The 25,988-nt window shown below is 70.7% G+C and carries 20 protein-coding genes and 3 pseudogenes; 14 read left to right on the top strand and 9 right to left on the bottom strand.

Annotated features, from left to right (window positions below):
* Nucleotides 1-24: 24 nt before the first annotated feature.
* Nucleotides 25-711, top strand: a pseudogene (locus tag ACRRSS_RS17230) (aldo/keto reductase); the annotation flags it as partial.
* A 412-nt stretch (nucleotides 712-1,123) separates the two neighbouring features.
* A complete protein-coding gene (locus ACRRSS_RS17225) occupies nucleotides 1,124-2,008 on the top strand; it encodes an isocitrate lyase/PEP mutase family protein (protein ID WP_435972022.1) in 885 nt (294 codons plus the stop codon).
* A 460-nt stretch (nucleotides 2,009-2,468) separates the two neighbouring features.
* Here ACRRSS_RS17225 and ACRRSS_RS17220 read toward each other — a convergent pair whose 3' ends face one another.
* The 4 genes from ACRRSS_RS17220 to ACRRSS_RS17205 form a co-directional block, all read right to left on the bottom strand.
* The gene (locus ACRRSS_RS17220; protein ID WP_435972021.1) at nucleotides 2,469-3,410 is read right to left on the bottom strand and encodes a hypothetical protein; all 942 of its coding nucleotides are present in this window, start codon (nucleotides 3,408-3,410) and stop codon (nucleotides 2,469-2,471) included.
* 241 nt (nucleotides 3,411-3,651) lie between these two features.
* Nucleotides 3,652-4,299, bottom strand: coding sequence for a hypothetical protein (locus ACRRSS_RS17215; RefSeq protein WP_435972020.1), 648 nt, complete (start codon nucleotides 4,297-4,299; stop codon nucleotides 3,652-3,654).
* Nucleotides 4,300-4,366: 67 nt separating this feature from the next.
* The gene (locus ACRRSS_RS17210) at nucleotides 4,367-4,609 is read right to left on the bottom strand and encodes a hypothetical protein (protein WP_435972019.1); all 243 of its coding nucleotides are present in this window, start codon (nucleotides 4,607-4,609) and stop codon (nucleotides 4,367-4,369) included.
* A 402-nt stretch (nucleotides 4,610-5,011) separates the two neighbouring features.
* The gene (locus ACRRSS_RS17205; RefSeq protein WP_435972018.1) at nucleotides 5,012-5,548 is read right to left on the bottom strand and encodes an AAA family ATPase; all 537 of its coding nucleotides are present in this window, start codon (nucleotides 5,546-5,548) and stop codon (nucleotides 5,012-5,014) included.
* 387 nt (nucleotides 5,549-5,935) lie between these two features.
* Here ACRRSS_RS17205 and ACRRSS_RS17200 point away from each other — a divergent pair, with 387 nt between their 5' ends.
* Nucleotides 5,936-6,259: a YkvA family protein gene (locus ACRRSS_RS17200; RefSeq protein WP_435972017.1), complete on the top strand. Its 324-nt coding sequence runs from the start codon at nucleotides 5,936-5,938 to the stop codon at nucleotides 6,257-6,259.
* 234 nt (nucleotides 6,260-6,493) lie between these two features.
* Here ACRRSS_RS17200 and ACRRSS_RS17195 read toward each other — a convergent pair.
* Nucleotides 6,494-6,838: pseudogene (locus ACRRSS_RS17195) on the bottom strand (LysR family transcriptional regulator); the annotation flags it as partial.
* Nucleotides 6,839-7,055: 217 nt separating this feature from the next.
* Here ACRRSS_RS17195 and lanL point away from each other — a divergent pair.
* The 5 genes from lanL to ACRRSS_RS17170 all read left to right on the top strand — a co-directional run bounded on the left by lanL (nucleotide 7,056) and on the right by ACRRSS_RS17170 (nucleotide 13,245).
* Nucleotides 7,056-9,938 (top strand): class IV lanthionine synthetase LanL, encoded by a 2,883-nt coding sequence (lanL, locus tag ACRRSS_RS17190; protein WP_435972016.1) that lies wholly within the window; start codon nucleotides 7,056-7,058, stop codon nucleotides 9,936-9,938.
* Between the two features lie 45 nt (nucleotides 9,939-9,983).
* Nucleotides 9,984-10,139 carry a VenA family class IV lanthipeptide gene (locus ACRRSS_RS17185; RefSeq protein ID WP_351896134.1) on the top strand — a complete coding sequence of 52 codons (156 nt, stop codon included), beginning with the start codon at nucleotides 9,984-9,986 and terminating at the stop codon, nucleotides 10,137-10,139.
* A gap of 314 nt (nucleotides 10,140-10,453) precedes the next feature.
* Nucleotides 10,454-11,644 carry an ATP-binding cassette domain-containing protein gene (locus tag ACRRSS_RS17180; RefSeq protein ID WP_435972015.1) on the top strand — a complete coding sequence of 397 codons (1,191 nt, stop codon included), beginning with the start codon at nucleotides 10,454-10,456 and terminating at the stop codon, nucleotides 11,642-11,644.
* Nucleotides 11,641-12,588: an ABC transporter permease gene (locus tag ACRRSS_RS17175; protein ID WP_435972014.1), complete on the top strand. Its 948-nt coding sequence runs from the start codon at nucleotides 11,641-11,643 to the stop codon at nucleotides 12,586-12,588. The genes ACRRSS_RS17180 and ACRRSS_RS17175 overlap by 4 nt, the downstream gene beginning before the upstream one ends.
* A 168-nt stretch (nucleotides 12,589-12,756) precedes the next feature.
* Nucleotides 12,757-13,245, top strand: a complete 489-nt coding sequence (locus ACRRSS_RS17170) for a carboxymuconolactone decarboxylase family protein (RefSeq protein WP_435972013.1) — start codon at nucleotides 12,757-12,759, stop codon at nucleotides 13,243-13,245.
* A 101-nt stretch (nucleotides 13,246-13,346) separates the two neighbouring features.
* Here ACRRSS_RS17170 and ACRRSS_RS17165 read toward each other — a convergent pair whose 3' ends face one another.
* Nucleotides 13,347-14,201, bottom strand: a complete 855-nt coding sequence (locus ACRRSS_RS17165; protein ID WP_435972012.1) for a DMT family transporter — start codon at nucleotides 14,199-14,201, stop codon at nucleotides 13,347-13,349.
* 726 nt (nucleotides 14,202-14,927) lie between these two features.
* Between ACRRSS_RS17165 and ACRRSS_RS17160 the strand changes: the two genes are divergently transcribed.
* Nucleotides 14,928-15,917: a transposase gene (locus tag ACRRSS_RS17160; RefSeq protein ID WP_435972011.1), complete on the top strand. Its 990-nt coding sequence runs from the start codon at nucleotides 14,928-14,930 to the stop codon at nucleotides 15,915-15,917.
* A gap of 61 nt (nucleotides 15,918-15,978) precedes the next feature.
* Nucleotides 15,979-16,593: a hypothetical protein gene (locus tag ACRRSS_RS17155; protein ID WP_435972010.1), complete on the top strand. Its 615-nt coding sequence runs from the start codon at nucleotides 15,979-15,981 to the stop codon at nucleotides 16,591-16,593.
* Between the two features lie 337 nt (nucleotides 16,594-16,930).
* Here the strand turns inward: ACRRSS_RS17155 and ACRRSS_RS17150 are convergent.
* A pseudogene (locus tag ACRRSS_RS17150) lies at nucleotides 16,931-17,421 on the bottom strand (transposase); the annotation flags it as partial.
* 1,062 nt (nucleotides 17,422-18,483) lie between these two features.
* Here ACRRSS_RS17150 and ACRRSS_RS17145 point away from each other — a divergent pair.
* Both ACRRSS_RS17145 and ACRRSS_RS17140 read left to right on the top strand, forming a co-directional pair.
* Entirely contained in the window at nucleotides 18,484-19,011 is a 528-nt protein-coding gene (locus tag ACRRSS_RS17145; RefSeq protein ID WP_435975355.1) for an NUDIX hydrolase family protein, read from the top strand.
* A gap of 229 nt (nucleotides 19,012-19,240) precedes the next feature.
* The gene (locus ACRRSS_RS17140; protein WP_435972009.1) at nucleotides 19,241-19,843 is read left to right on the top strand and encodes a GNAT family N-acetyltransferase; all 603 of its coding nucleotides are present in this window, start codon (nucleotides 19,241-19,243) and stop codon (nucleotides 19,841-19,843) included.
* Nucleotides 19,844-20,414: 571 nt separating this feature from the next.
* On the opposite strand, the gene ACRRSS_RS17135 is transcribed toward ACRRSS_RS17140, so the two are convergent.
* Nucleotides 20,415-21,041 (bottom strand): hypothetical protein, encoded by a 627-nt coding sequence (locus ACRRSS_RS17135; protein WP_435972008.1) that lies wholly within the window; start codon nucleotides 21,039-21,041, stop codon nucleotides 20,415-20,417.
* 699 nt (nucleotides 21,042-21,740) lie between these two features.
* Here ACRRSS_RS17135 and ACRRSS_RS17130 point away from each other — a divergent pair.
* Together ACRRSS_RS17130 and ACRRSS_RS17125 are read left to right on the top strand one after the other, a co-directional pair.
* Nucleotides 21,741-22,640, top strand: coding sequence for an NAD-dependent protein deacetylase (locus tag ACRRSS_RS17130; RefSeq protein WP_435972007.1), 900 nt, complete (start codon nucleotides 21,741-21,743; stop codon nucleotides 22,638-22,640).
* Between the two features lie 313 nt (nucleotides 22,641-22,953).
* Entirely contained in the window at nucleotides 22,954-24,060 is a 1,107-nt protein-coding gene (locus tag ACRRSS_RS17125) for a polyprenyl synthetase family protein (protein WP_435975354.1), read from the top strand.
* Here the strand turns inward: ACRRSS_RS17125 and ACRRSS_RS17120 are convergent.
* Complete coding sequence (locus tag ACRRSS_RS17120) at nucleotides 23,990-25,741, bottom strand: hydroxysqualene dehydroxylase (RefSeq protein ID WP_435972006.1); 1,752 nt, start codon at nucleotides 25,739-25,741, stop codon at nucleotides 23,990-23,992. The genes ACRRSS_RS17125 and ACRRSS_RS17120 overlap by 71 nt on opposite strands.
* Nucleotides 25,742-25,988: the final 247 nt, after the last annotated feature.

Below are 25,988 nucleotides of genomic sequence, written 5' to 3'. Positions count from 1 at the left end.
GAGTCCAAGTGAGTCTTGGACCACCTGCGTTCCATCGAGGACCGCCTGAAGCGGCTCAAGACCGACCGCCTCGACATCGTGTGGGTGCACGACGTCGCCCAGGACTTCTACGGGGACGAGTGGCTGGCCGCTGACGAGAACGCCCGTACAGGAGCCTTCCGCGCCCTACAGAAGCTGCGCGAGGAGGGCGTCATCAGGGCCTGGGGCTGGGCGTCAACCGCGTGGAACCGCTCGAGCCCACCCTCGATCTGGACGAGCCGAAGCCCGACGCCTTCTCCTCGCCGGCCGGTACACGCTCCTCGACCACGACCGGGCTCTGCAGCGCCTGCTCCCGGCAGCCTCCGCCCGAGGCGTCGACATCGTCGTCGGTCCCGTACAGCTCGGGAATCCTCGCCGGAGGAACGCACTTCGAGTACCAGAAGGCCCCTGTCGCCGTCGTCGAGCGAGTCGACCGGATCAAGGCGGTCGCCGACCGCCACGGCGTCGGCATCAAGGCCGCCGCCCTGCAGTTCTCCCTCGCCCACCCGGGCCGCCGTCGCGGCGATTCCCGGCGCGACGGAGCCCAGCCGCATCGCGGAGGACACCGCAGCGCTGGCGGAGAGGGTGCCGGGGGCCTTTTCAGAACCCGTCCCCAGCCGCGCTCACTCATGCCGGGCAGGAACCGGCCGGTCAGGCGCACCGCGGACAGAACTCGCGGCGCCAATCCCCTGAGTGGAACCCGTAACCAGCGCCGTACGCCCTGTCAGATCGATCTGCATCAGGGATCTGCTCCTCACGACCGCGAGCTTCTGCCGCCACCTGCCTTCCCTCCTCGGCCGAAGGACACGACAGCACATGCCGCACCCTCCCCCGAACGGCCCCGACACCCTGACGCCGCCGACGCCGCCGACGTCCCCGACGTCCCCGACGTCCCCGACGTCCCGGCCACGGGCACGGATCGCGTCGGCCCGTCCGGCAGCAGGGACGATTCTCCGGTGAACGAGGCTACGCCGTTGGCGTGCACACTGCGGCAGGAACCATTCGGCGGCAACGCGCCGCGAGATGATCCGCTCCGACGGAACGCTGCCGAGCCGCGGCGACCGCCCCTCCTCCATGCGAGACTCACCCTTCGGAGCACCTGACGATGAGTTACGGGACCACCCTGCGCGAAGACATCGCGAAGCCGGGCACCACCCCCTTGATCGGCGTGTACGACATGTACTCGGCGTCCGTGGCGGCGGGGCACTACGACGGGTTGTTCGTGTCCGGATTCGGCTTCGCGGCGTCCTACTACGGACTGCCCGACATCGGGTTCATCGCCTGGCCGGACATGATGGCCTTCGTGCAGCGCCTGCGCGGCGCCTTTCCGCACCACCATCTCCTGGTCGACATCGACGACGGCTACGTCGATGCCGAAGTGGCCTGCCACGTCGTGGAGGGTCTCGAACGAATCGGCGCCTCGGGCGTCATCATCGAGGACCAGAAACGCCCCCGCCGGTGCGGTCACGCCGACGGGAAGCAGGTGCTGCCGCTGGCGGAGTACCTGGCGAAGCTCGACATGGTGCTCGCCACGCGCAAGGACCTGGTCGTCGTCGCCCGCACCGACGCCACCGACGAGGCCGAGATCATCGCCCGGGCGAAGGCCCTGGCCGCCACCGATGCCGACGTCGTCCTCGTCGACGGCGTCCGCAGCGTCGAGTGGATCGAGCGGATCCGCGCCGTGGTCGGCGGTAAGCCGCTGCTGTTCAACCAGATCGCCGGTGGCAAATCCCCACGGCTCTCGCTGGGCGAACTCGACGAACTCGGAGTCGACGTCGCGATCTACAGCACGCCGTGCCTCTTCGCCGCACACCGGGCGATGGACACCGCCCTGACGGAACTCCGGCTCGCCGACGGACGTCTGCCCGCCGACGAAGGAGGCCAGGAGATCGGCGTCGCCGAGTCCACCCGTCTGCTGGCCAAGAACCTCACGCGACGCCCCTCTGTCCCCGCTCCAGGTCTACGGGACAGTACGAGCACCAGCGTGTGACAGCTACCGCGCCGCTACCCGGACCAATCCCGAGCACGGACGCGCGCTCCCCCCACACACCGCACCACCGACCCTCGCGGAAGGACGGGATCCTGTGGATGGCTGACGTAGCGGCACAGGGGTGATCGTTACGGGATACGCCTCAGGTGGGGTGTCGCCGGTGTTCCGCGTCATCTGTTGGAGCACCTTCGGACGGTGGCTTCACCGGCGTCGTCGATGACGTGGTGGATGCGATCGCGGGTCTTCGAGGTGCGCTCCTTGAGACCGGCACGAGCGTCGTCTCCCCCTCCGTGATCCACAGCCGTTTCCCGCCGTCGAGCGTGATCCACCCGCGCTCGATCAGGACCTCCGACTCGGTCCGCAGGCCGTCCTCGGGCCTGAGGGAGGTGCCTCGGTGATGGAGGAAGGACAGCAAGGCCCGATGCTCGGCGAGCGAGGCATGCCTCCGCAACGCATCGACTCAGCTTGGCGGCATGAGCAGCCGAGGCAGCTCGGCCGTCTGGTTCTGCGCGCCGGGCCGCAGTCCCGACGCGGCGCTGTTGGCCCACTCCAGGGTGACCACGGGAGCGGTACCACTGCCCACCACGACGTCGGCCCCGGCGAACCGCTCGCCCGGGGCGGTCTTGGTCTTCAAGGCTTCGGCGACACCCCGAGCGCCCTCGGCGGACTCCGTCACGGCGCACAGTCGCTCCCGCGAGGTGCCGTCGTCCGCGGCGCGGGCGCCGATCGCGAAGAGAGTCAGCCCGGGCAGCCGGCCGGCGGGGTCCTTGCCGTAGAAGGTCGCGTGGTAGGCGTCCTCGCCGAGGCAGCGGACGGCCGTCTGGTATGCCGGGTCGTCGGCGACCGAGCGCTCGGGCGCGGTCAGCGGCGCGATCCCGCTGTTCTTGGCGGACGTGGAGGTGCGGACGGAAGCCGAGACGCCGACCCTGGCATCAGCCTCGTGCAGCTGCACCCCCTCGTCGGTCTTCGAGTCCGTCCTCCACCCGCGCTTCACCAGCGCACCGGTGACAGCCGCGACATCGAAGCGGCCGGTGAGACGGGCGGCCTGCGATCCGACCTGAACCGTGGTGTCCACATCGCTCTCGTCGAAGCCCTGTGTCGTACGGGGCGGGTCGCCCTCGTGCCGAGCCTGGACCACCTCGGCGATCCCGTACCCGTCCAGGGGGCCGTACAGCTCCTTGTCCTTGCCGACCAGGCGCCGGGTTTCGCTCACGTTCCAGTAGGTCAGGTACGTACCCACGGCGTCCTGGCCGATGCCGTCGAGTGCGGCGGAGAGCCGCCCGCCATCACCCCCCGCGCCATCCCCCGTGCCACCGCCGCAGGCTGCGGCACCCGCCGTGAGAACCCCGGCGAGTACAAGCCCCGCGATGCCGCGCCGTGAGCGTTGGCCGTACGCCGTCATCTCGTTCCCCTGATCCTTCGCATCCCAGATGCCCTGCTGCGCGCCCTGCCGCTGTCCGCGGCATTGTTCCAGCTCGGTCCAGCCGCGGCCGAGACCGGGCCGAACGCTCCGGACCAGGACCGCAGCCCCTGCCCCTCCGGCGCAACGCCGCGCACGGGCGGCGGCGCCACCGCCCCAGAGGGGCTCTGCGGCTTCTCGAAGCAGCGACAGCGTCACCTTCAGTACCCCTCGCGGGTAACCCTCAGTCCGCGAGAAAGGCTCCCTCTCGACAAGGGCTGCAGACGAAGACGTAGCCCAGCTGACCGCCGAGGTTCATCGAGGTCTCCCGGGTTGTCCCCTCCTCCAGGTGTGCCGCGAACTCCATGGCGCCGGTGCAGGAGGGACACACGGGCAGGCGGTCGTCCTCGAGATAGGAAGGGCTGCCTCCGAGTGACCCGAGCACCTCGCGCTGCTTCCCGAATCGTTCTTCGGGTTCCCGCTTCCATCCCGCGCGGGCAAGGTCGTAGGCGTCAGGCTCGATCCCTCCCTCGCCGCAGGCATCTTCGGGGTCGCTCGTCACCACGTGGGTGCGGATGGCCGAGGTGGTCGGCAGCAGTGTCAGTCCCGCCTCGGGTACGGCTACCGGCCGCAGTTCCTCGCGGGGAAACAGATAGACCCGGTTCGCGCTGGAGCTCGCATCCCAGAACTCGCACGCCCCGGGGTCGTTCTGGCACAGGAAAACAGACAGGACACCGTCCTCGACGGGGAGATGGGCGAAGAACTGAAGCGGTCCGCCGCAGCCGCACAGGGGCCAGGCGAATCCGGCCGGAGCCAGCGGCACGCCTCCGGTACGCGGGACGTCGGAATCGGCCGGTGCGGAGCCGTCGTAGATCATCAGCGTTGTCTGCATGGCGAGAGGCTACTGGCCGCCTGTGACAGACCCTAGGGGAAAGGCGCCTTACCCGGGACACCGCGGATCAGCCCACGTCCTGGTCCTCGTCCCCGGGGCCGGCCTCGGCCGGGTCGCGCAGAGGCCGCAGGAACTGGGCGGACGTGTCCGGCCAGTGCGTCTCGATCCGGCGGACGCCCGGCGCGGGGTCGCCGCAGCCATCGGTGCGGCGGTGGCATGAGGCGTAGCGGGTGGGTGGGGGGGTGACGCCGTGGGTGGCGAGCGGGGCAGGCAGGGTGGACGGGAGGCGGTCGTTCTCCGCAAGGCTCACCCGTACGACCACGTGAGGGTGGCGGGCGATCTCCTGGGCAAGGTCGGCGAATAGTTCTGGGACGCCGGCGACCCGCTCAGCCACAGCCGGGTCAGGGTGTCGGGCCTGGACGGCGGGGATGGGGTGCGGCAGGTCCCGGGCGTAAAGGCCAGTTCGGCACGGATCTCCGGGCCGGGATGCGTGGCAAGCGTCCCATCGGAGAGGGGACGACGTCGCCATGACAGTGGGGGGCGCGGGCGGCTTCGGCGTTGCCGACGGGGGCGGTTCGGCTCAGGCGGGTGGCCGCCGACGTGCCGCTGGGCGGGCGGCGGGTTGACCAGGTGGGTGGCGATCGCAGCGCGGACTCCGACAGCAGGACGACCGTTCCGCCGGGTCGAGGCGGCCCCGCACGAGCCGGGGAGGTCAGTGCTCCAGCGCGGGAAGGGCGTCCAGGCCTGTGTCGCGCATGATGCGCTCGATCGTCTCGTACACGGCGCTGTCGGCACCGATGACGGTTTCGACGCCGCCGGGGAGCAGGTCCCGTTCCCGGTACCAGTCGCGCAACTCCGGCTCACCGACCTCGTTCGCGATCGGCTTGGTGGCATGACGAGCCAGGGTTTCCTCGAACGGCACGTCAAGGTAGTAGCCGCGGGTCGGACCGCGGTGGTCGGCGCGCAGCCGGGCGAGCATCTCCCCATAGTGATCGGCGTAGAGAATGCCTTCGACGACGACGTGATATCCGGCATCCAGCGCGTAGCGCGCGGTCAGGTCGATGAGGCCGATGTTCGCCGCACCGGGCCGGTCCCGTTCGCGAAGCACGATCCGGCGGAGGTTGTCCTGGCCCACCAGGGCCAGGCCACGGCCGAACCTCTCGCGCATACCTGCCGCGACGGACGACTTGCCCGAGGCGCTGTTGCCGCGCAGCACGACCAGCCTCGTGTCTTCGGTACCCACCCTCACCTGGTCGAGGCTACCGGGACACACTCCGCGCTAGCCGCGACTCCCCTCCCCCGACTACGCCCCCCTCCGCCCTTCCCCTGCCCTACGCCCCGTGCGGCCGCGACCTTCCTGAGGTGTCGCGGGTGGCCGGGATGGTCGCGTCGTCGTGTGCGCGGCATCCGTACCTTCGGGGCACCACAGCTGTCCGCCGCCCCTGTCCGCGCGAGCGCCCTCGGCGCGGTGCCGTCCTACGGCCTGTGCGGGATTTACTGTCTTTGACAGTTTTTGGCGACAAAGGGAGACTGCGACGCATTGCCGTGGTCCCTCGTACGGGCGCGAGCCTGTCGTCGGGGGCGCTCGGGGCCCAGCATCCGGTGCGGTTGGCGAAGGTGGGGGTAGGAGAGCGGCATGGACAGCTCCCTCTGGTTCGTGGTGGCCGCCGTAGTCGCGCTGGTGATGGCAGCGTGCGCGGCGGTCCTGCTCGTACGCGTCTTCCGAGCGCGCCGGCTGCTGCTGGACGCCGGTATCCCGTTGCGGTCCAAGGCCCTGTTCTGGGCAGCCGTGGTGTATACGGTGTCGCCGGTCGACTTGATCCCCGACCCCGTCTACCTGGACGACATCGGCGTCCTTCTGGTGGCCTTGCGGGCCCTGCATACGGCGGCCGCGCACATCCGGACCGATGAGCCTGAGCACCGGACGAAGCAGCTTCAGCACGAGCGGGACGGCGGGTAGCGCGACCGCGCCGAACCATCCCCCCGCCGACCGTCGACAGCAGCTGAATCCCGCCCGAGGAGCATGCCGGTCACGTCGCGGCGACCCTTCCCCGAGCGGCTGGTGTCGCACGCTTGAAGCGCGGTCGGGCGCCGACGGAAGGCACGGGGTGGGAGCCGGGCCTCGGAGGCCTCTCGCTCCGCCGCCTGCAGCCCGGGAGGCCCTCGGGGGTGGGAACCGGGTGTTCTGGCGGGGTCATTCGGCGAGGGCCGCGCTCAGCCAGTCCCGGTAGCGGGTGGGAGCCAGACGGGCGCCGGGGCCCGGGGTGAGCACGTCGCCGCGGACGGCGGCGAACATGCCCGCCTCGTCGTCGGTGATGACGCCGCGGTCGTCACCGCGGGCGGCCAGGGTGATCCGGCCGATCTCGTCCAGCGAGAGGACATCGGGCCCGGCGACGTCGAGCGACCCGTCGAGAGGCGCCGCAGTGGCGACGTCGGCGAGAGCGGCCACCACGTCCACGGAGGCGATCGGCCACAGTGGCGCGGCGGGCAGGCGCACGACGCCGTCGGCCGAGGACCAGGACATCACGGCGTCCATGAAGTACGTGTTGACCGGCCCGGCGGACCGTCGTGTCGCAAGTGCGCCGGGGCATCGGTGTCCCGCCTCGGTGCCTGCTTCTGCGCCGGGGCGCAATTGCGGATGGGACGAGAGCGCCGTGCGCTCGCCGGATCAAGTGAATACGGGTGCGTGTTGGTTGGTCCTGCTATGTCATCGGGCACCTTCCGACCAGCGGTCCTCACCGTTGAGAGGGACATGAATGACAAGCCAGGTTAAGGAAGTTGAGCTGGAGGACGTCCTCCGCAAGGCGCTGCGCACCACGGGTGAGAGCGCCCGTTGGACGGCCGATTCGGACGAGATGTGGTGTCGCCTCACGCCCGGGTCCGGGACGCGGCGCGAGCAGGGGTGGAAGCTCCACCTGTCGGCGACGGCCGCCTCCGCGCCGGCGGTCCTCGAGAAGGCCCTGGACGTGCTGCTGCGGGAGGAGTCGGCGTTCAAGTTCGCCCGGTCGCTGGACCAGGTGAGCGCGCTCAACTCCCGTGCCACGCCCCGGGGAAGCTCCGGCAAGTTCGTCACCGTCTACCCCCGCTCCGACGCCGAGGCGGCCCTGCTGGCCCAGGAACTGCACCGGGTCACGGCGGGGATGGCCGGCCCTCGGATCCTGTCCGACCAGCCCTACGCCGTGAACTCTCTGGTGCACTACCGGTACGGCTCCTTCGTCGGCCGACGGCGGTTGTCGGACGACGGTCTCCTGGTGTGGTTCATCGAGGATCCCGACGGCAACCCCGTGGAGGACAAGCGCACCGGCCAGTACGCCCCGCCCGCTTGGGCGGTCAGCCCGTTCCCCGCCACGGTGCCCGTCGTCCCACGCACGGCGGAGCGCACGACCGGTCCGGTGGTGCTCGGCGGTCGCTTCGCGGTACGGGAGGCCATCCGGCACACGAACAAGGGCGGCGTCTACCGGGGTAGCGACGTCCACACGGGCGACCTTGTGGTGATCAAGGAGGCACGGCCGCACGTGGAGGCCGACACCTCCGGCTGCGACGTCCGCGACTGGCTGCGGGCCGAGGCCCGGACGCTGGAGAAGCTCAAGGGCACGGGGCTGGCTCCGGACCCGCTGGCAATGTTCGAACACGGTGGGCACCTGTTCCTGGCCCAGGACGAGGTGCCGGGCCTGACCCTGCGGACCTGGGTCGCCGAGCACTTCCGCGACGTCGGAGGGGTGCGCTACCGCGCCGACGCGCTGGCGCAGGTCGGGCGCCTGGTGGAGCTGGTCGCGGCGGCCCATGCCCGTGGCTGCGTCCTCCGGGACTTCACACCGGGCAACGTCATGGTCCGTCCGGACGGCGAGCTGCGCCTCATCGACCTGGAGCTCGCCGTCCTCGACGACGAGGCCGCGCTGCCGACCCGCGTGGGAACCCCCGGCTTCAGTCCTCCCGAACGCCTGGCCGACGCACCAGTCTCTCCGACGGGCGACTACTACAGCCTCGGCGCCACGGCGTGTTTCGTCCTGGCCGGCAAGGTGCCGAATCTGCTGCCCGAGGAACCCGACGCCAGGGCCACTGAACAGCGTCTCGCCTCGTGGCTGGCCGCCTGTACCGGGCCTCTTCACCTGCCGGGCCACCTGGTGGAGATGGTCCTCGGGCTGATGAGGGACGATCCCGCCGAGCGGTGGGACCCGGCCCGGGCGCGCGAGGCGCTCAGGAGGGCGGACTCGGCGGCGCAGGACAACCAGGTCTCCCCCTCGCCGACGCGGGACCCGGTACGGGACCACCACACCTCGCCGACGCCGGACCCGGCAAAAGACCACCACACCTCACCAACGCCGTACCCCGTACCGGACACGCCGGACCCGGTACGAGACCACCACACCTTCCCGACGCCGGACCCGCTGCGAGCCCCCGAAGCCTTCGAAGCTCTCCGTGCGGCGGATGCGGTTCGGCGGGGGAAGCGTGCCGCACCGCGTGCGGCACGCGACGACGGTCGGCCCGACGCGGTCGCCGGGATCGTGAACCACCTCATCGACTCGATGAATCCTGCGGACGACCGGCGGCTGTGGCCCGTCTCCACCTTGGCCGGGGAGACCGACCCGTGCACCGTGCAGCAGGGCGCGGCCGGTGTCCTGGCCGTACTGACGCGGTACTGGGAACTCACCGGTGACGCCCGCCTGCCGGAGCTGATCTCCACCGCGGGCCACTGGATCGCGGACCGCACCGATGCCCGTTCCCCACGCCCCGGTCTGCACTTCGGCGGACGAGGAACGGCCTGGGCGCTGTACGACGCCGGGCGCGCCGTCGAAGACCGCCGACTCACGGACCACGCGCTGACTCTGGCGCTCGCCCCGCAACAGGTGACGCCCCATCACGACATCACGCACGGCGCCGCGGGCAGCGGCCTGGCCGCCGTCCATCTGTGGCAGCGCACCGGTGATCCGCGCTTCGCCGAGCTGGTCGTAGACGCGGCCGACCGACTGGCCGCCGCCGCACAGCGTGATCCGTCCGGCATCGGTTGGCCGGTACCCGCGGAGGCCGACTCCTCGGAGGGTGGCAAGCGCTACCTCGGCTTCGCCCACGGAACGTCCGGCATCGGTTGCTTCCTCCTCGCCGCCGCCACCGTCTCGCAGCGCGAGGAGCACCTGGAGCTCGCGGTCGAGGCGGGCGAACACCTGCTGGCCGCCGCGGTGGTCACCGGCGAGACGGCCCAGTGGCCCTCCCAGGCCTCGGACGTTCCCACGGCCCCGTACTGGTGCCACGGTTCCGCCGGCATCGGTACGTTCCTCGTACGGCTGTGGCAGGCGACCGGGGACGACAGGTTCGGCGACCTCGCCCGCCGCAGCACCCACGCCGTCACCGAGCGCGCCTCCCGCGCCGCCCTCGCCCAGTGTCACGGGCTGGCGGGCAACGGTGACTTCCTCCTCGACATGGCCGACGCGACGGGTGATCCCGTCTACCGCACCATGGCCGAGGACCTGGCCCGCCTCATCCTCTGCGAGAGGGCCCACCGCCACGACCAGGTGGTCTTCCCCAACGAGTACGGGGACGTCTCGACCAGCTGGAGCGACGGATCCGCCGGAATCCTGGCCTTCCTCCTGCGGATTCGCCACACCGACCCCCGGCACTGGATGGTCCAGTTGCCGGTCTGAGCGGCAGGAAGTCTGCCGCCGGCTCACAGAAAGAAGGAAACACCCATGGAGAACAAGGACATCGAACTGCTGGCCCGGCTCCACGCCCTGCCGGAGACCGACCCCGTCGGCGTCGACGGCGCGCCGTTCGCCGCGACGTGCGAGTGCATCGGGCTGCTGACGGTCCTCAACACCGTGTGTATCGGCATCAGCTGCGCCTAGGACAGGCACCACCATCCGGCCGGCGGCTCACCCGGGACGCCGTCGGCCGGACCCACCCACACCCCCTCTCGTCCGACGATGGGGCCGCCACCCCGCGTTCGCGTGCACGGCCCCGTTCACTCGGACCCGTTCACTCGGACCCAGCGACCGCAGGGTGCAGCGACCGCAGGATGCAGCCGACCGCACGGGGGCCGGTCGGGTGACGTGGACCGCTGAGTGGCCCGGTCGACGCGATACGCCGGCGGTGTGCCCCACCCCATGTCACCCGCCTGGGGCCGCAGAGCGCGAACCCGTAGATGAGGACCCGACACCCCATGCAGCGACACGCCAGTGACGACGACCTCGCCCCAGCGGCCTTCATGAAAGCAGCCGCCGTCACCAGCCAGCACGGCGCACACCACGCTCCCGAGCCCGAGCCCGAGATCACGCCTGAGCCCGAGCTTGAGACCGAGGCCGGAGGAGCCGAGCCCGAGCTCGCGCCCTCGCCCGAGTACGCCATCAGCATGCGCGGCCTGGTCAAGAGCTACCCCGGACCTCAGGGAGCCACCATCCACGCCGTACGCGGCCTGGACCTGGATGTGCTGCAAGGCGAGACCTTCGCCTTCCTCGGGCCCAACGGTGCGGGAAAGTCCACCACCATCGCCGTCCTGTGCGCCCTGGCCCGCCCCACCGCCGGTCACGCCACGGTCGTCGGCGCCGACGTACTCACCCAACCCCACGAGGTACGACGACGCGTCGGCATGCTCTTCCAGCACAGCGCTCTGGATGTGGACCTGACAGCCGAACAGAACCTCCACATCCATGCCCGTCTCTACGGAATCCCTCGTCGCCACGCCCGCCGGCGCGCCTCGGAGGTCCTGGAGACGGCTGGGCTGACCGACCGGCGTCGCGCCCCGGTGCGTACCCTCTCGGGCGGCATGCGGCGCCGTCTGGAGATCGCGCGGGCCCTGCTGCACTCCCCCCGCGTGCTGTTCCTGGACGAGCCGACCACCGGCCTCGACCCGCACGCCCGCGCCCAGGTCTGGGAGCACCTGCGCGCGCTGCGCGACCGGCACGGCAGCACGCTCTTCGTCACCACCCACTACCTGGAGGAGGCGGAGAACTGTGATCGCATCGCCATCATCGACCGCGGCCGCGTGGTGGCGCAGGGCACGCCCCTCGCGCTGAAGGCGGCCATCGGAGACGACCAGGTCGTGCTGCACACGAGTGACGACGCGACGGCACGACACGTCGTGCGCGGCGTCGTCCCGTCGGACCGCGCGATCACCGTGGACACCGACGGAATCTCCCTGCGAGTGCCGGACGGCAGCACCTGGATTCCCCGGCTCTGCGCGGCGCTGGAACGTGACGACATCGCCGTCCACGCCGCCTCCGCCACCCCGCCCACGCTTGACGACGTCTTCTTCCACCACACCGGCCGCAGCCTCGACACCGCGAAAACCAGCCGCACGCCGGACGCGCCGGCCTCGTGCGAAACGACGTCAGAAGCCGGTGACGGCCGATGACCGCAGTCACTCCTCAGACCCCCAAGGCCCCGCACCTCCCGGATACCCAGGACCTCACGGGTACCCCGGGCGCCGCTGGTGCCCCTGGTGGCCCTTGCGCCCCGGAGAGCCGTGGCGCCGTCGGCACGGCGGACCTGACCGCCCGGCTTCGGCGCGAACTGCGCGCCGTCCACGCCTTGGTCTACCGCGATCTGCTGCGCCTGGCCGGCCAGCGCTCCCACACCGCGCTGATGCTGCTGCACCCCATGCTCTACCTCCTGATCCTCGGAGGCGGGCTGGCCGCCGTCATCCCCCGCTCTTCCCTGGGCGTCGGCTACCAGACCTACCTCTTCCCCGGCATGCTGATGATGACGGTGCAGACCCCGGCCATCATGGTCGGCATCCGCCTGATCACCGACCGGCAGAGCGGCTACCTGCGTGAACTCCTGATGGCCCCCGTCAGCCGTTCCACCCTCCTCCTGGGGCACTGCGCCGGTGGCACCCTGACCGCCACGGCCCAAGGCGCCGTCCTGCTAAGCCTCGCCGGTACGGTCGGCCTGCCCTACGACCCGCTTCTCCTGGGCCTGCTCCTCGCCGGCATGATCCTGGCCTCTTTCGCCATCACCGCCCTGGCCCTGGCTCTCGCCGTGACCCTGCGCAGAGCGGAGACGTTCCACACGCTTCTCGGCCTGATCATGATGCCGCTGCTGTTTCTCTCCGGAGGCTTCTTCCCTCTGCGATCCCTGCCCGGCTGGGTCCACACCGCCGCCAACTTCAACCCGCTCGCCTACGCGGTGGACCTCCTCCGCCGCTCCATCTCCCAGCGCGTCCCTGATCAGGAAGCCGCTACGAGCATCGAGTGGGCCGGCTGGCAGCCACCCCTCCTCCTCGAAGCAACACTCCTCCTCGCGTGCGGCGCCGTCGCCCTCCTCTGGGCCGCACGACGCTTCAACCGCCCGGAATGACCCACGTGGCTGAGGCACACACGGGAGATCACGTCACGCCAGGCCACGCCGCGTCGATGATCCTCGGCTGGCACCCGGCCTGGTCTTCGGGACTCCGGTCACATCTCCGTACGCAGATCCGTCAGTGCTGTGAAGAGGCCAACAAGGCCGACACGAAGGAGAACAGCCATGACGAACCCCTCGATCTCCCGGATGCCCGACCCCGGCGCGTTCGTGCCGGAGCTGAGCGACGTCAGCGCCGCCCTCTTCCGGGCCACGGGCAACCGCTCGGTGCCGCGCAAGACGATGAGCCTCGTCCACCTGCGTGCCGGGCAGATCGTCGGCAACACCTACCTGACGATCCTGAACACCGGCTTCCTGCGCAAGGCCGGGGAGACCGAGGAGCGCATCACCGCCGTCTCCTCCTGGCAGGACGCCCCCTACTTCACCGACGCCGAGCGCGCCGCGCTCGCCCTGGTGGAGGCCACTCTCCAGCCCGCCCCGCACGGCAGGGAGCGGGTCTCCGACGAGTTGTACGCCGAGGTCGCCGAGCACTACGACGACAAGGCGCTGGCCACCCTCACCGTCGCGATCGGCCAGATCAACTTCTTCATCGCCCTCGCCGTCATCGGCAAGCCCCAGCCGGTCGCGTCCCTCGCCGAGGAGCAGTGGAGCTGACGCCCGTCCGGGTCCTCCGCCCCCTCGCCCCTCCTGGCTCCGGTCCCGGGGGCGGGCCCCCGTCTGGAAGCCGCCTCCTCGGACGCCCCCAAACGGCGGGGTCAGGTCGTGCCGACCCCGCTACGTGCCAGCGCGAACACGCCGAGGACGATCAGCGCGACGCCCGCCAGCTGGGGCAGCAACCACCAACCCGCCCGTACGTGCTCCTCGTACAGCAGGACGCCCAGGGCCAGGCTCACGGTGGCGTCGCCGAGGGTCAGAGCGGGCTGCGAGGCGACGAGCGGCCCGCCCTGCATGGCGTGTTCGAGCAGCAGGAGGGCCGCGATGCCCGCCCCGCAGAAGGCGTAGGTCTGCCAGGCCGTCAAGAAGGCCCCGACGCCGCCGTCACCGAGGATGTGCATGGACGTCTTCATGAGGGCCGCGGTGAGCGCGTAACAGATCGCCGTCGCGGCGCCGAGGCAGCCGGCCCTGGCCCGCCCCGGTGGTCTGCGCAGTCCGGTGGCGGCGAGGACGACCACGGCGACGGCGCACACCACCAGGGCCGGCACCCAACGGTCCAGTTCCACATGGGTGCGGTTGCCGGTGGGTGAGGCGGCGGCGAGCGCCACCCCGAGCCCGGCCACGACCGCTGCCACGGCTGCCCAGAGACGGGCGGGCAGCCGTTCGCGCGTCAGAAGGGAGGCGATCAGCAGGGCAAGGGGCAGTTCGAGCACGAACAGGGGCTGTACGAGAGCCAGTGGCCCGGTCGCGAGGGCCGCCGCCTGGCCCACGCCCGCGGCGATGACGGCAAGGATGCCGGCCAGCCACAGGGGGCGGTGCAGCAGGTCGAGGATCAGCCCGGGCCGGAAGGAGTCGGACTGCTCGACGGTGAGCGCGGCTCGCCGCTGGAGCACCGTGGCCAGCGCGTTGCTGAACGCGGCGAACAGCGAGAAGAGGACCGGCAGGACGACGCCCATGCCCCGATCCTCACCGGGGCGGCTGCCGTACCGGGGGCGACACGGCAGGCGCCTGTGCGGAGGACCCGGTCGGGTCAATGCCCGGTGACGGCACCGCGAACGCGCCCGGACGGCCTTCTCGATCTGCTCGACCCTCTTGATCTACTCCGCCTGCCCGATCTGCCCGATCATGCGTTCCGTGACGTCGGCGGGCGACGCCGCGCTGCCAGCCGCCCTCTGGCCGGTGTCGGCATCCTTCAGGAGGCGGATCAGTACCCGCGCAGGCAGCCTGGGGTGCAAAGCAGCCGCGTGGCGTGGCGTGGCATACATGTTCATGCGGATCGTCAAGCAGGCGCACGGCCGACGCGGGTGTCAGCGGTGGGTCCGACGCGGCCCGGTGCCGTACTACCTCATGGGTGTCCGTGCTGAACCTGAACCGTTCGACCAGTTCGGTCGTCGACTCCTCATCTTTCAGAGCCGGTTGACGCATGCGAGGGTTCGGATCGTCGGCGTATCGGAGGAGAACGCGACAGGGGAAGTGCGGGTGGCCGCGGGGACGGTCGGGGGTACTGAGGCTGCCGGTCCACCACTGCCACACTCTCAGCAGCACATCCGCGGTCTTCGTCACGGGCGAGGCGATCGACGACGTACGGCGGGAGGTACCGGGCCCGGGCGACGCTCCGGAGTACGAGAGGATGGGCGGAGCCGGCCAAGCGGCGCATGGGGTCGGGGTCCTGGTGCAGGGCCGTGACCCAGGCGAGCGGTCTCCTGCCGGACCCGTGCCGACGGGTCCGCGATGAGCTGCTCGTCCGCGGCGTCGGCGAGTTCGGCTCGCCGTTCTGCCGCGAGCATGGTCAGAATCCACCGGTACCTGGCATCCTCTTCGCCCAGGATCAGACGAGCCCATTGCTCCGTGGTGATGTTCAGCTGGGCCTCGGCCGGCGGGTGCCGCAATCTCCGGTCCGGGTGGGCCATGGCCGCCTCGACGACAGCCGTGGGCAGCGGACACCAGAGGAGGAGGTGCGACAGGCCCAGGATTGCGGACGGCTCGTACCTGTCGATGGCGCGACCGGGCCAGGAGGTCCGGCTCCGAGCCGCACGAGAAGCTTGGCCCCTGCCCACGCACACGATCTACCTGTCATCGTCTTCGAGAAGGACGACAAGGTCGCCTATCTGGGCACGACGCTGCTGGACCCCGAGCATTACCCGGCAGCCGAGTTGGTCGCGCTACGCCGGGAACGCTGGGAGATCGAGCTCGCCTTCGACGAGATCAAGAACCACCTCGGCCCCGGTGGGCCGATCAGGTCCCGCACACCGGAGGGCGTCCGGCAGGAACTGTGGCCCTACCTCGCGGTTCACCACGCGTTCCGCCAGTTCGCCCACACAGCGGCGCTCGCCCGCCCGGCAGTGGACACCGACCGTGTCTCCTACCTGAAGTGCGTCCGCATCGTCCGCCACAGCATCCCGTCCCAGCTCGGAGAGACCAGCGCCAAGCTCGCCCGCTTCTTCACCGAGGCCAGGCGGGAGGCACGCGCACGCCTCCTCCCGGCTCGACGCGATCGGGACTGCCCACGCGCGATCAAGAAGGCGAACCGTTGGCCTGTGCTGAGGACCCGCGCCAGACGCGGCACCGTGCAACCTGGCCGCGGGGCCCACAACCCGACCTCGAAACCGAAGAGCACCCGCCGAGCCGGAAGGCCGGCGCTCAAGGGAACGCGAACTCCGCCACCGCCGTAACCGCCTGCGTCGCCCCCGGCCCATCGGCCCTGGCCTCTGCCCCGCCCTCCCCATAGGCTGCGTGACCACATCGTTCTGGGGGATCATGAACTTCACGCGATATCGCAGACCGGCGGCCTTCCTGCTGCTGACGGTGGCAGTCGTCCTCGGCGCCGCGGCCGTGGCCGGGCTCGATTCGGGAGGCGAGGGCGCTCTGGTTCTGCTGCTCGGGCTCCGCGAGTACGTCCTGCTGCTGGGGTGGCTCGCCTTGGCCGCGCTGACCGGCGCGGTCCTATTGGGGCTGCCGAAATCCTCGCTGCGCGTGCCCCTGGGCACCATGGTGCTCGTCGTCGGCGTCCCGACGTTGCTTCTCGGCAGCTTCGCCTCCGCGATGTTCGGTGACTCGGACGAGGACGTGAAAACGGAGGCGGCTCCCGGCCGCGGCGACCGCCGGTTCGTGGTGACGCTGGGCGGCTTCTTCGACCCCGTCTGGTGCGTGTACGTCCACCACGGAAGCCAGCCGCTGGAACGCCGCTGGAGTGTCGGCTGCTTCAACGGCGACTCCGACGACAACGCGCTACGCGAGACCGTGTGGACGGCTCCCGACCGGATTCGCATGACCACCGAGGGTGGCGCGGTCCACGAAGTGACCATCGCCCCAGGCGGTCGGCCCGACCGCGTTGTCTCCGTCGGCTAGTGACCTGAGTCGGAGGAGCAGCATGGTCGTTATGGCAACTGCATCGGCCCGGCCCCGACCCCGACCCACTCCCGCTCGGGGAGGCAGATGTGTCCTTCGAACTGCCCTCGGCAACGATGCATCTGTGGGGCGCCCAGGGCGGGGCGTCGATCGCGAGCGGCCGGTCGGCCTCCCCCGTATCCGGGCTGAGGCTGACAACCGGTCGAAGGCTTCCTCAGCGTCCAACGACGAAGTGCCCTGGCCGTCCTGCCAAGTTGCGAGTCGTTCCCAGCAAGGCCCCCATCGGACCCTTGATCCGATGGCCGCAAGCCATCCATAGGGCGTGCCCGGAAGGCCATGGGAGCCAGAGTCGGAGGCAGGCGAGGGTGATCTTGGAGTGGGAGTGGACGGCGCGTTTGTCGTAGCGGGTGGCCAGGGCCCGGTTCTGCTTGAGTCGACTGAAGCCGGTTCGACGGCGTTGCGCCGTTGGTAGGCGGCTTTGTCGAGGTGGCAGCGGGTCTCGCCGCGGCCGTTGCGTCCGTTGATCTGGTCGATCCGTTCCGGGATCGTGCAGGCGATTCCCCGTCGCCGCAGGGAGGCGCGGATCTTGCGGGCCGAGTAGCCCTTGTCGGTGACGACCCGCCCGGGGCGGGTCCGGGGCCTGCCCGGCCTTGGCCGTCGCAGGCCAGATGGATCTGGCTGGTCAGACCCCCGCGCGACCGGCAGAGCGCTTCGCCTTCCCAGGCCCCCTGTTCGGGCCCCGGCCGCGTGCTGGTGCGCCCGCACCGTCGTCAGGTCCACGCAGACGATCGACCAGTCGACGGCCCCGACAGCGTCGGAGTGCTGCTGGTCGTCCCCGGCCCCCGTACCTGCGCGGACACCGAGGCCGGCACCACGCGCTGAGCCGGTCGAACTGGCGACGTCGACGCCAAGCAGTCGCCCGCCGCTGTCACTACCTGCGGCGTTGTCGCACGATCGAGGGACGGTCTCCATGAGACCGCCCCCCGCACCATCGAAATCTCGCTGCACCCCAGCCGCCCTGAGCGAAACCCGCAGGGTCAGACAGCAAAGTCCTGCTGGAGTACTAGTAAGCCCGGCGTTCTGCTGCGGCGTGCCACCAGCCGGGCGGGGATGTGCCGGTGATCGTGGCGGTGGACTGGTCCGGGTGGAGCCCGAGTCGACGCAGCGCGCTGGTGTGGACGCGGACGTCGAACCAACCATGCCAGTGGCCGTCAGCGCCGACGCCGCAGGCCAAGCCCCACTGCATCTCGTCCGGAGCGAACGGCATCCAGTCGATACCGTGGTCGCGCAGTCAAGCGCGGGCGGCCGCCATCGGGTGGAGACAGCCCGGCAGATTCTCGTAGCCCGCGACGGTGATCCAGTCGGTGGTCGGCGTGGCCATGGAGTCCGTGGAGTTCATGGCCCCATGATGCCGGGGGGCACGCAGGTGTCACAGACATTCGCTGAGTACGGCGTTGAGGGCAGCTGCTCGGTAAGGGCAGGAAGGCTGTTGTGGCGATCATCGCGCGACTGTGCCGCTCGCCTATCGCCAGTTCCCGCAGCCCGCACAGCAGGCTCAGCGGGAGAGCACCGCAGCAGCCCACTCGACGCCACGGCGCACCCAGACGCCTCTCGCCGCCGCGGGTCGCCGGAGATACCCGTAACTTCGCTCGAATTCTCACTGCCACGGGCGATCCGGTGGGCTTGTGGCCCGGCCGGCACGTGTGCCCATCCAAGGCCCAGCACCCAGCCGACCTGCGAGATCTCGCTGGTCCGAGTGCCTCTCCTCCTCCTGTACGCCGGTCGCGTCATCGCCTCGATCGAGGCTTCGCCCGAAACTCCCACCCGCCTGGCAGGCACGCGGCCTGGGCTGAGACCGGGTCCGGTAAGTATGATCAAGCGATGTCTGACATGACCGAGACCACGCCCGGCTGGCTGACCACGGACGAACTGGACGTGGCCAGGGCCCGGATGCCGATCCTGTACGTCGAGGCCGTTCCCGTGCGCGTGGACGACAGCGGCGAAGTCACCAGTATCGGCCTGCTCCTGCGCATCGGCGCGGACGGAACGATCAGCCGCACCCTGGTGTCCGGACGGGTCATGCACCACGAACGGGTCCGTGACGCGCTCCTGCGTCACCTGGAGAAGGACCTCGGTCCCGTGGCCCTCCCCCGGGTCCCCGCGTCCCTGCAGCCCTTCACCGTCGCCGAGTACTTCCCCACCGCAGGCATCACCCCTTTCCACGACCCACGCCAGCACGCGGTCTCCCTGGCGTACATCGTCCCCGTGACCGGCGACTGCCGGCCGCGACAGGACGCGCTGGACCTTGTCTGGGTCAGCCCGCAGGAAGCGGCGTCCCCCTCTGTGCAGACCGAGATGCCGGGCGGCCAGGGGGCCCTGCTGAAGCAAGCCCTCGCGCACGTCGGCCACACCTACTGAGACTCCCCGTACAGCGCTTGACAGGACGTGGCTCGCGGCCGCCTCCGTAGGAGGAGGCCGCCGACGTCACCCGTGAGCAGCGTCAGCGAGGCGGATGCGGCTCTGGGGTTTTCACCGAGGGCGACGGGGTGGAGTTCATCCGAGCGCGAAGACGGTCGACGAGGGCGCCACTCCCCTGGGCGGAGAAATCCGATGGTCCCGACCTTCGAGGCACCCATAGCATCCGCTCATGACCGTGGACAGCAGTGCTGCAGGCGACGAACATGACGCGGAGACAGAAAGGGAGCTTTCCTGGCGGGCCGGGTCCGTCGGACTGGCGGCACTCGACGTAGGCGACGCCGACCTGATGCACGGATGGCGTTCCGACCCCGTGAACGCGCACCAATTGGGCATCTGGCCGCGCTCACTCTCCGCCGTGCGCGAGCGCATCGAGCGCGACATCGACGACGACGATCGCGACGACTTCCTCATTCTCGTCCCCGGTAGCCCCCCTGTGGGCTACGTCGCGCTGTCCGGTCAGAACATCGTCAACGGCACAGCCCAGGTCGAGCTGATGCTCGCTGCTCAGCACCGTCGGCGCGGCTACGGCACTGCCGCTCTAGACGCTCTGGTGGACCTGGCGTTCGGCGAACTCCCCATGTATCGGCTGACGGCAGAGACCCACACCGACAACGGCCCCGCGCTCGCCGTCCTTGCCAAGTCCGGCTTCACCCGGGAAGGCATCAGCCGCGCCGCCTGTCTCCACCGGGGCCGCCGCCACGACCTCGCGGTGTTCTCGCTGCTCCGCCCCGAATGGGAACAGCTGAACCGTCCTCGCGCCTGGGACGCCTGACCAGCCGGGTGGGCCACGAGGTGAAGACAGGATCCATTCCCTGAAGGGTGGCCTTCGAGTGGTACTCCGCCGATCCGACGAGTGCGGTTCGCAGCTCGGGCCAGAAGGGCTGGCTGCCAGCCACGCCAGTGGGGTACGTAGCCGGGTGCACCGGTCGGCCCAGGCCTACCATGACCGACGGCGTCACCACGTTGTCGGCGACCTCCTGTACCCGCACGACCAGACCTAGCCCCTTGGCTCCAGGGTTCCCCGCGGACCGTACGACCCATAGGTCACCCCGCACGCCCACGAAGTAGGCGTACACGGCGGGCGCTGCGGGCCTCGTGCCGAACTCCAGGACCATGGTCTCCGGAATCGAGGGGTCGGCCTGGAACGGACGCAGTTCAGGCATGCCTGGCAGCGCTGCGGCGATTTCGGTGATACTCATGCCGAAACACAGCGGTCCGATGCCCTCCAGCGGCATCAGTTCCCAGTGCACCCGGCCTGCCCCCTCCACAGCGGTCGGAGACTCTTCCGCCACTGCCTCTCCCAACCGTCCCCATCCCCGGCCCGCACCGAGCTGCCCCAGTCGTCAGGCGTGTGGCGATTCGTCGGCTACCGAGCGTCGGCCCCCGAGGGAGGCGACCAGTGCGTCTGCCACGATCGCCGCATCCGCGTCTGCGACATCTGCCGGATACGCGGGGAGCAGGTCGTCCCAGACGGGCATCCATGATCCGTACAGCTGGGTCTGCCCCTCGGGCCGTGCGAAGAACCAGATGTGGAGGTGAGCACCTCCGTCTCCGATGCGGTAGACGTGGGCTCGCGAGATGTGTGACAGGGCCTGCACGTGGCGGACGAGGTGAGTGGTCAGGACCCCCAGCTCGGCTGCCAGCTCATCAGGCAGGTCAGCCATGTCGAAGTGCTCACGCGGATACAGCATCAGCACCAGCGGCACGCCGACTCCCGTGATGCGAGTGAGCCGCCAACGGTCGTTGAACCAGATCCCCTCGCCTCGATCACGGCACGCATCGCAGTTCGACGGGTCCTCGCCGTGTCGCGGAGGCTCGGGCAGAACCGGAGCGCGCAGTGGCGCGACGCGCAGTCCGTCCGGTTCGAAGGGGCTGATGTCCCACCCGGTCATGCGCGCGAGCGGGAGCCGACGCTCACCATCCGCGGCGGCAAGCGCGTGGTCGTAGAACTCGTCAGGTCGCAGGGCCATGGTGCGAAGATTAGTTCGACGTCGGAAGTTGTTGAGGACCGGGTGACGCTCCCCGGTATAGGTCCCTCTACCGGTCGGGCGTGAGTGCGGGCACGTTGCGGGGTGGAGGTCGAGTCCGCAGTGATCACGCCCACCCCGGCCGGGCGGCATGGATCGAATCGTCGGCCCGAACCCCTCCTGCGGGACCGGGACCCGGACCCGCTCCTGTGCTCGCCTCACCCGTCCGCGCTCCCCGGTTCAGAGCGCATTCGGGCCGATCGGGTCCATCATTCGCGCGCTTGCCGCGGCTCGTACCCCGGGTGACTCCATCGATTCGTCGCGCAGTTCCGCGAACCGAGGGACAGTCGTCCCGCGCTCAGTCACGAGCTGCCGGTACGGCGAGGGCGCCCAGGCGTCGGACAGCCCGTCCGACCGGGGGTGGGGGCCGACAGGCCGACAGCGACTCCAGCACGCGCGCCCCGTGCTCACCCTCCCGTCCGTGGGCCCGAATCCCCTCCCGGGAGTCGTCCGCCCCGGGGACCGGCGGCCCGATATCGGTCGGCTCAGCCGAGATCGGCGCCTCCCCGGCACAGGCACTCACGCCAGAGAAACCCCGCCCCAGACGCCCGCAGTCCGTGGTCCGCAGGTCGTAGGCGGTGGTCCGTGGTCCGTAGGCCGTGGTTGAAGCGGATCGTGCGCCCGGTTCCGTACCCTTGCGGCATGCGCATGCGCCCCACTCTGAGCTGGACCCCCGACGAGGACCTGCCGCCGGGCACGAAGGATCTGGAGCCGGTCTTCGACGCGCTGAGCGCCGGCGGTGTGCTGGTCCTCAGTGGGGCGGGCATCTCCACGGAGTCGGGGATCCCCGACTACCGAGGCGAGGGCGGGAGCCTCAGTCGGCACACCCCGATGACCTACCAGGACTTCACCGCCGGTGCCCAGGCCCGGCGCCGGTACTGGGCGCGGAGCCACCTCGGCTGGCGCACCTTCGGTCGCGCCCGGCCCAACGCCGGGCATCGGTCCGTGGCGGCCTTCGAGCGGAACGGGCTGCTCCGGGGTGTCATCACCCAGAACGTCGACGGCCTGCACCAGGCTGCCGGCAGCGAGGGCGTCGTGGAACTCCACGGCGGCCTGGACCGGGTCGTCTGCCTCTCCTGCGGTGCCTTCAGTCCCCGCCGCGAACTCGCCCAGCGGCTGGAGGCGGCCAATCCGGGCTTCGAGCCGGTAGCCGCCGGAGTGAACCCGGACGGTGACGCCGACCTCACCGATGAGCAGATCGGGGACTTCCGCGTGATGCCCTGCGACGTCTGCGACGGGATCCTCAAACCGGACGTGGTGTTCTTCGGCGAAGCGGTCCCGCCGGCACGGGTCGAACACTGCCGCGAGCTGGTACGTGAAGCGTCCTCGCTGCTGGTCCTGGGATCCTCACTGACAGTGATGTCCGGGCTCCGGTTCGTCCGTCAGGCGGCCCAGGCGGGAAAACCGGTCCTGATCGTCAACCAGGATCCGACACGTGGCGACCGGAACGCCGTCGCCCGGGTCGCGCTCCCTCTCGGAGCAGCCCTCACCACCGTGGCCACCCGACTCGGCATCCCGGTCGACGACCCGGCGTCGGCCTGAGTGCCGTTACGTCGGCGCGTCGATGCGACGGCGCATAGCTGCATCGGCGCGTCGATGTGACGGCGCGGCCGGTTCAAGCTTGCCGTCGGCAAGCGCCGAGCCGCCTCGCGGGTGGTGGCGTCTTGCCGGGTCGACAGCGTTTCCCCCGTGCGGTTGACCTCGTTCAGCACCACGTGGGCGGGAGTTCCGCCCGTGGCCGGCTCCCCTCCGTCCACCGCTCCCCGCCGACGGATCTCGAACGGCGCGCGAGGCATCGGTGGAATCGACGGAGCCGGTGGTGGTGGAGCGACGATCGGGGAACGCTGTGGTGACCATGGCCGACGAGGTGCTGCGCAGCGCGGGCGCTGCCTGTGAGAGTCAGTTGCGGCACTGGGTCGGATCCCTCGGGGGCTCCGCCGCGGAGGTGGCCTCCTACCAGTTCGGATGGTCAGGGGACGGTGCGGGGCGGGGCGGCAAGTTCGTACGTGCCGCCCTCACACTCGCGTGTGCCCGCGCTGTCGGGGGTTCGCGTCGGCGCGCGGTGCCGGCGGCCGCGGCGATGGAGATGGTGCACAACCTGTCCCTCCTCTACGACGACGTTCTGGACGGCGACTCCGTGCGGCGCCACCGGGCGGCCGCATGGCAGGTCTTCGGCCCCTCGGCGGCCGCCCGTTCGGCCGATGCCCTGCTGCTGACCGTGTTCGACGTGCTGTCGGAGGCGGAGCGGGCGAACGGCACGGTCGCCGGTGAGACGTCTGCCGCATCCCCGTCCCCGCCCTCATCCGTATCCGCATCCACATCCGTATCGGCAACCACATCCGTATCCGTATCCAGCGACGCGTCCGCCGCATCCATCGCCGGCGCGGCCTCTGCCGCTCTCCTGGACGTGCTGATCCAGTTGGCCGTCGGCGAGGGTTTGGACCTGGTCTTCGAGGGCCGCTCGCAGGTGACCTTGGCGGAGTGCCTGGAGATGGCCTCGGGCAAGACGGCGTCGCTGTTCGCCTGCGCATGTCGACTGGGCGCCCTGTACGGGGGCGCCGACCCGGTCACGACGGACGAGTGGGCGGCGTTCGGTCACGACCTCGGCATGGCCTTCCAGCTCGTGGACGACCTGCTCGGAATCTGGGGCGACCCCGCGGTGACAGGAAAGGCGGTCTTCAACGATCTGCGGCACCGCAAGATGTCGGTCCCCGTCGTGGCCGCACTGGCTTCCGGCAGCTCGTCGGGCGAGGAGTTGACCCGCCTCTACGCCCTGCCGGGGGGCGACCCGGCAGACCTCGCCCGCCTGGTCGAGCAGGCGGGCGGGCGGCGGTGGACCGGTGAGCGCGCCGCCCGGCACGCCGAGGCCGCTCGGGAGCGGCTGCACCGGCTCACCGAGGTGCCCGAGGCCCTCGCGGACCTCCAGGCACTCTGCGCGGTGATCGTCGACCGCGCGCACTGACCGCCCACGGCGGCGGCCCGTCCAGGATGTGGGCGCGGCCCTGGGCGAACAGCTCCCCGTCCACCTCCTTCAGCCGCCGCAGTTCCTCGGGCTGATGCAGGGTATGGACGAGTGCGGGGGCGCCGGGGTGTCCGGAGGCGTCGAGGAGGGCGTTCACCGCGAGCCGCGCGGCCTGGTTCGCCCCCTCCATGGTCGCCAGGTTCACGGGGCAGCGAACGTAGTCCCCGGCCATGAACAGGTTCGGCGCCGCCGTCACCGCGCGCGGACGGGCCGCCCAGGAGTCGGTGGTGTTGATCAGGAGCGGCTCGTCGTTGACGGCGGGCCCGGGGCCGTCCAGGTTCCGTACCGCCGGATCCAGTTCCCAGGAGTGCAGCAGCCCCTCGTGCAGGGTGGTCCGCCCCCGGCCGTTGAGCCCGTCGCACAGCTGCGCCCAGACCTCGGCGGCGACCTCCGTCCGGGTGCACTCACGGGCCGGCTTGCCGTACAGGATGCCCGGGGTGTCCCAGGCGGAGATGTCCACCGACAGGCAGTCGGCCACCGTGCCGTCCCCGTAGGTGGCGCGGAAGTCGCAGTCCCAGAACTGGGCCTGGCTGATCGAGGTGAGCGCCCAGGGGGAGTCCAGGAAGAGGACATGACCGCGGATGACCGGGACCGGTTCGGTCAGGTAGAACTGGATGCCGACCATCCAGTCCGTCCGCAGGTCCGACGTCCTCTTGAGCGCGATGTCGGCCTCCGCCAGTCCCCGGTCGAGGAGCGCGCCGACGCGGTGGACGGGCAGCGCGCAGATGTACGAGTCCGCCGTCAGGTCCCGTCGTTCTCCCCGCGGCCCGCGGAGCTCGGCACCGGTGACGCCGCGAGCCCCGACGGTCAGCCGCTCGACGCGCCAGCCGAGTTCCAGTCGTACTCCGAGCGAGTCCAGGTGCGTGACCCAGGGGTCGATCCAGGCCGTGCTGGTGGGGCCGTTGAGCACTCGGTCCGCGGGGAGCACCTCACCCCGGCCGAGGAAGCCGTAGCCGAAGGCCTCCAGGAATCCGCCGACCGTGTGCGCGCTGCACACCTCGGCCCGTGCCGCGACCACCGTGCGGGTCGCGCCCACCACGCACGCCTTGTGGTACTCGTCCGACGCGCCGTCAGCCGCGCTGAACTCCCACCACGAGGTCGACTCCCACTGCCCCAGCCGTCGTTCGTCACTGCTCGTCATGTAGACGAGCATCCTGTTGGCGAAGTACAGCAGTTCCTCGCTCGTGAGCCCTCTCCCGCCGGTCTCCATCCCGAGAGAGCGCAGGAACTCCGACGGGGTCCGCGCGCCGGCGGCCGTGGACACGTCCGTGAGTCTTTCGCCCACCCGGCCCGAGCGCGCCGAGAGCACGTGCGTCGCCTCCCGCAGGTTCCCCGCCACCCCGTCCGGGCTGCCGTCGAGCGGGATCCTGCGCAAGGTGTCCGGCAGGCTGCGGTAGAACCCCGGGAAGAACCGGAACCCGTGTTCGCTCGGCAGGTCCAGCCGCCCGCCCCTGCCCGTCCCGGGAACCGAGGCGCTGCGGGCCTTGCCTCCCCAGCCGGTCGGCTCCACCACCGTCACGTCGACACCGCGCTCGGCCAGCTCCGTCGCCGCCGTCAGCCCGGCGATCCCACCGCCGAGCACGGCGACTCGTAATCCCTGGCCCTTCAACACCACCGACACGCTTCTCCCTCTCCCGTACGGGCCGGCCACGAGCGTCTGTCACACCCGCCACCCCCCTTGATCACAGGGAGTAGATCACTCCTTCACTTGTGGTCACACCTTGCCCGGCACGGCAGGACGGCAGCGGCAGGTCGGACATCACGGCTGCGGCGGGGCGGTGCGGCACCGGCCTCAGCAGGAGGGCGCGCCCGCGTGGACGACGCTGCACCGCAGTCGAGGTGCGACGGCGGGGCAGGGCGACGCCTCG

Origin of the sequence: Streptomyces sp. Qhu_M48, from assembly GCF_051305195.1 — a bacterium.
GTDB lineage: Bacteria > Actinomycetota > Actinomycetes > Streptomycetales > Streptomycetaceae > Streptomyces.
This window is presented reverse-complemented; position numbering and strand designations above follow the sequence as displayed.